Raw genomic sequence first — 4,034 nt, 5'->3', positions numbered from 1 at the left:
GCCCCCGCCATCCGGCCGGGCGTCGATGTGGAAGGGGACGTTGTAGACGCAGGCGACGTCCCGCCCCGCGGCCAGTACGTGTTCGCGCAGCGCCGCGGCCTCGGCGGGCGGGGCGAAGCCGAGCGACGGGATCCAGCCGTCCGCGAGCTCCGCCGTCGCGCGCAGCGCGCGCTTGCCGTACGTGCCCAACCAGATCGGGATGGGCGTGCTGGGCTTGGGCTCGATGGTGGCGTGGTCGGTGTGGTGTCGGGTGCCCTGGTAGCTGAAGTCCGACTGCGACCAGAGGCCGCGGATGATGTGGATGGCGTCCACCATGCCGTCGACCTTCTCCCCCGGCGTGGGCACGCCCAGGCCGAACGCGCGGAACTCCTCGTCGGAGTAGCCGCCGCCGAGTCCGAGGATCAGCCGGCCGCCCGACAGCCGGTGCAGCGTCTCGGCCATCTTGGCGACCATCGCCGGCGACCGGTACGGCACGCCCAGCACCCGCGTCGCCAGCTTGATGCGTGTCGTGGCGGCTGCGATCCAGGTCAGCATCGTCCACACCTCGTACGACGGCTCGTCCCCGCACGGGTGGTCGGACGCCGACACGAAGTCGAACCCCAGGTCCTCCGCCAGCCGCGCGTCACCCACCGGATCCGCACCCGGAGCGGCTGACGCGGAAATGCCAAGACCGAACACGACGTCCTCCTCATTTGGTTTACATGTAACCTAGGACGCGATTGGTTACACGTCAACTAACATGAGGCGCATGGAACCACGCTGGCTCGACGACACCGAGTTCCGGGCCTGGATCGGCTACCGGCGGATGCGTCTGCTCCTCGACGCCCAGGTCAGCCGCGATCTCCTGCGAGACTCCGGGTTGTCGGCCCCGGACTACGACGTGCTGTCCGCGCTCACCTCGACCGACGATCACCGCTGGCGGCTCACCAAGCTGGCCGATCGGATGTTGTGGTCGAAGAGCCGGCTGTCACGTCACCTCAGCCGGATGGAGCAGCGGGGTCTGGTCACCCGCGAAGGGGCCGAGGGCGACGGGCGCGGCGCGGTGATCGTGCTCACCGAGGGCGGGTTGCGCGCCATCCAGGAGGCGGCCCCCGACCACGTCGAATCCGTGCGCAGGCATTTCATCGACCTGCTGTCGGAGGAGCAGGTGCGGACGCTGGGGGACATCGCGGAGACGGTGCTCGCCCATCTGCGGGAGGAGCGGGAGGAGGAGGACGCGCCCCCCGATCTCACGGATGCAGGGTGAGGCCCTTCAGCACCTTGTCCACCGCGTTGCGCGGCCCGTAGACCGCCACTCCCGCCAACCGCATCTCCGCCGCGTCCACCGCCAGCACCGCCGCCCGGTTGTCCGCGTCGTGGCCGGTCTTGAACATCTCCTCGATGTACACCGCCACCGCCATCCCCCGGGCGACGGCCTTCTCGCGCACTCGTCCGAGTTCGTCGCCGTCGGCCGCGTAGACCAGCACCGGCTGGCGGAACATGGGCAGGTACCGGTTGCCTGACGCGTCCTGGTAGTCCTCGCCGATGGTCTCGGGCGCCCCGCCCGCCACCGAGCTGGCCAGGAAGGCCGTCACGTTGAGCCGCTGCCAGACGGCGAGGTCGCCGCGCACCACGATGCCGATCTTCGTGTCGAAACGCATGCGGACGAGTCTCACGCCGCCGCCCCCGCCCGGTCTTGAACGCCGGTGCGGGGGCGGTGACACATCTCGCCGCACCCAGCCGGTACGGGAGGCGGACACGGATCTCGCCGCACCCAACCCGCAGGCGAGGCGGACACTAATCCCGCTACACCCAGATCGGCGTCCAGTCGGGCACCTCGTGGAAGCGGCGCAGCTCGGCGACCCCGGCGAGGATGCCGCCCCACGCCGGGTACGGCGGCCGCGCCGCGTCGAAGCCGCTCTGCATCAACGTCAGCCGCGTCTTCCCTTCCGACCCCGCCAGCTCCCAGGACCCGACACCCGTGTCGCCGCCCCAGTCGAGCGTGAACTTCCTGCCCGGCTCCAGCTCCAGCACCTTCGCCGGGTGCGGGTCGTTGGCCAGCCCGCCCATCGCGAACCTGCCGCCCACGTGCGGCTCGATCTCGATCGGGAACCCGAACCAGCGTGTCACCGCGTCCGAGTCGATCAGCGAGGCGAACACGTCCGACGGCTCGGCGTCGATGGTGACCTCCGCCCGCATCTCCGGCGCGGTGAAGTCGATCTTCGGGGTCAGCGGGCGGCCGGCGAAGTGCTCGGCCAGGTTCGCCAGCGCGAGGCTCCAGTACGTCTGCAGCACGCCCCTGATGCTCTTGCCGGTGATCACGTCCTGGAAGTCGAAGTGCGTCTGCGACACCGAGACCAGCGTGCTGTCCGGCCCCTCCTCCTCCAGCGCGAACTCGGTCGTCGTCTCCACGCCGTCCAGCAGCCAGGCGAAGCGGACGGTGCGCTCGTCGACGTGCAGCAGCCGCTGGTGCGGGGCGTCGCCCTCGGGCGTGTGCCTGCCCCAGAACGCGTAGCGCCCGGGCAGCTCCACCTCGGCGTGCTCGGCCAGCCAGATCCGCAGCGTCGCGGCGTCGGTCAGCGCGTGGTGGACCTCCTTGAGCGGCGCCTGGACCCGGGCGCGGACGATCATGGGCTCACTCATGTCCTTGTTCTCCCTTGGGGTAGCAGGCGACGGCGAGCTTGAAGGCGTCGCCTTCGGCTCCGCCGTACCTGGTGAACAGCTGCTGCAGCAGGCCCTGCAGCTCGTTCAGGAACTCTTGACGATCTTCCGGACGCACGCGGATCTCTCCGGACAGCCCGATGGACGGCAGTTCGGGCGCGGTCCTGTCGAGCCCCGCGATGTCGGCCTGGACCTCCTCCATGAGGTCGAGCAGGTAGCCCAGGCTCAGCTCGTCGCGTGCCTTGCGCAGCCCGATCCGGCCGACCAGCCGGGGTGACAGCCAGTACGAACGCGCACTGGCCTGGTAGGTGCCCTCGCTGATGCCACGCACCTTGCGCTCGGACACCAGGTCGACCAGCCCGGCCTCCACCAGCCGTTTGACGTGGTAGTAGACCCGCTGCGGCGTCTGGCCCAGCCGGGCGGCGACCTCGCTGCAGGTGCGCGGCTCGGCGAGCTGCCGCAGCACCTCCACGCGCTGCGGCTTGAGCAGGGCTTCGGCCTGCTCGATCTCTTCCAGATACAGGACGTCTCTCATCGCAAAAACAATCCTTTACGTAAAAATCTTCTTTGTCAATAGGAGCGCACAATGTGAGAGTGACGCGAGATTGGTCCCGGTACTGGCGCTCCCCCGACCAACCGCTCGAGGCCATGCACGCCCACTTCGAGCGACACGTCTACCACCGCCACAGCCACGAGACCTACTCCTTCGGCGTGACCGACGCCGGCGCGCAGTCCTTCACCTGCCGGGGCGCCGCACACACCAGCGCCGCGGGTATGGTCATGGCCTTCAACCCGGACGACCCGCACGACGGGCACGCCACCGACGCGCTCGGCTTCACCTACCGCATCGTCCACGTGGGCCCCGAGCTGGTCACGGACGTGCTGACCGACCTGGCGGGCCGCCCCGCGGGCCGGCCGCTGTTCGCCGTCCCGGTGCTGCAGGACGCCAGGCTCGCCGACGCGCTGCGCGTCCTGCACCGCTCGCTGCTCGGCGCCGACGCCACCGCGCTGCGCCGCGGCGAGCTGCTGGCCGCCTCGATCTCCACCCTGGTACGCCGGGGCGCGACCGCCACGCCGCCCCAGCGCACCAGGCCGAGCGGGGCCCGCGGGCTCGCGGAACGCGCGAGAGACCTCCTGCACGAGCGCTACCTGGACGACCTGACCATCGAGGACCTGGCCCAGGCCACCGGCGCCAGCCGCTTCACCGTCTACCGGGCCTTCCGCGGCAGGTACGGGATGCCGCCCAGCGACTACCAGCGCCAGCTACGGCTCAGAAGGGCCCGCCACCTCATCGCCGGCGGCACCCCGATCGGCGTGGCCGCCGCGGCCGCCGGCTTCGCCGACCAGAGCCACCTGACCCGCTGGTTCCTGCGCTCGTTCGGCCTGACCCCCGG

6 protein-coding genes are annotated in these 4,034 nt (G+C 70.6%); 2 read left to right on the top strand and 4 right to left on the bottom strand.

Annotation, left to right across the window (positions count from 1 at the left end):
• Positions 1 to 630: LLM class flavin-dependent oxidoreductase (locus HII36_RS53715; RefSeq protein ID WP_173531122.1), on the bottom strand; the 630-nt coding region annotated here is incomplete at its 3' end.
• Between the two features lie 118 nt (positions 631 to 748).
• Between HII36_RS53715 and HII36_RS53710 the strand changes: the two genes are divergently transcribed.
• A complete protein-coding gene (locus HII36_RS53710; protein ID WP_173531121.1) occupies positions 749 to 1,246 on the top strand; it encodes a MarR family winged helix-turn-helix transcriptional regulator in 498 nt (165 codons plus the stop codon).
• On the opposite strand, the gene HII36_RS53705 is transcribed toward HII36_RS53710, so the two are convergent.
• From HII36_RS53705 to HII36_RS53695, 3 genes are all read right to left on the bottom strand, one after another.
• Positions 1,230 to 1,640: a DUF2000 domain-containing protein gene (locus HII36_RS53705; protein WP_173531120.1), complete on the bottom strand. Its 411-nt coding sequence runs from the start codon at positions 1,638 to 1,640 to the stop codon at positions 1,230 to 1,232. The genes HII36_RS53710 and HII36_RS53705 overlap by 17 nt on opposite strands.
• A 145-nt stretch (positions 1,641 to 1,785) precedes the next feature.
• Complete coding sequence (locus HII36_RS53700) at positions 1,786 to 2,622, bottom strand: SRPBCC family protein (protein WP_173531119.1); 837 nt, start codon at positions 2,620 to 2,622, stop codon at positions 1,786 to 1,788.
• Positions 2,615 to 3,175 carry a winged helix-turn-helix domain-containing protein gene (locus HII36_RS53695; RefSeq protein WP_173531118.1) on the bottom strand — a complete coding sequence of 187 codons (561 nt, stop codon included), beginning with the start codon at positions 3,173 to 3,175 and terminating at the stop codon, positions 2,615 to 2,617. Before HII36_RS53695 ends, HII36_RS53700 begins: the two co-directional genes overlap by 8 nt.
• Before the next feature lie 59 nt (positions 3,176 to 3,234).
• On the opposite strand from HII36_RS53695, the gene HII36_RS53690 reads away from it, so the two are divergent.
• Positions 3,235 to 4,034 (top strand): AraC family transcriptional regulator (locus HII36_RS53690; RefSeq protein WP_328808313.1); only part of this gene is annotated, 800 nt, incomplete at its 3' end.

Origin of the sequence: Nonomuraea antri (genome assembly GCF_013283785.1) — a bacterium.
GTDB classification, from domain to species: Bacteria; Actinomycetota; Actinomycetes; order Streptosporangiales; family Streptosporangiaceae; genus Nonomuraea; species Nonomuraea antri.
The sequence above is the reverse complement of the archived record's forward strand: the minus strand, read 5'-3'. Positions and strand labels throughout refer to the sequence as shown.

Coding starts and splice junctions, on each gene's coding strand:
- HII36_RS53710 (WP_173531121.1), top strand. CDS start 749: ATGGAACCACGCTGGCTCGACGACACCGAGTTCCGGGCCTGGATCGGC.
- HII36_RS53705 (WP_173531120.1), bottom strand. CDS start 1,640: ATGCGTTTCGACACGAAGATCGGCATCGTGGTGCGCGGCGACCTCGCC.
- HII36_RS53700 (WP_173531119.1), bottom strand. CDS start 2,622: ATGAGTGAGCCCATGATCGTCCGCGCCCGGGTCCAGGCGCCGCTCAAG.
- HII36_RS53695 (WP_173531118.1), bottom strand. CDS start 3,175: ATGAGAGACGTCCTGTATCTGGAAGAGATCGAGCAGGCCGAAGCCCTG.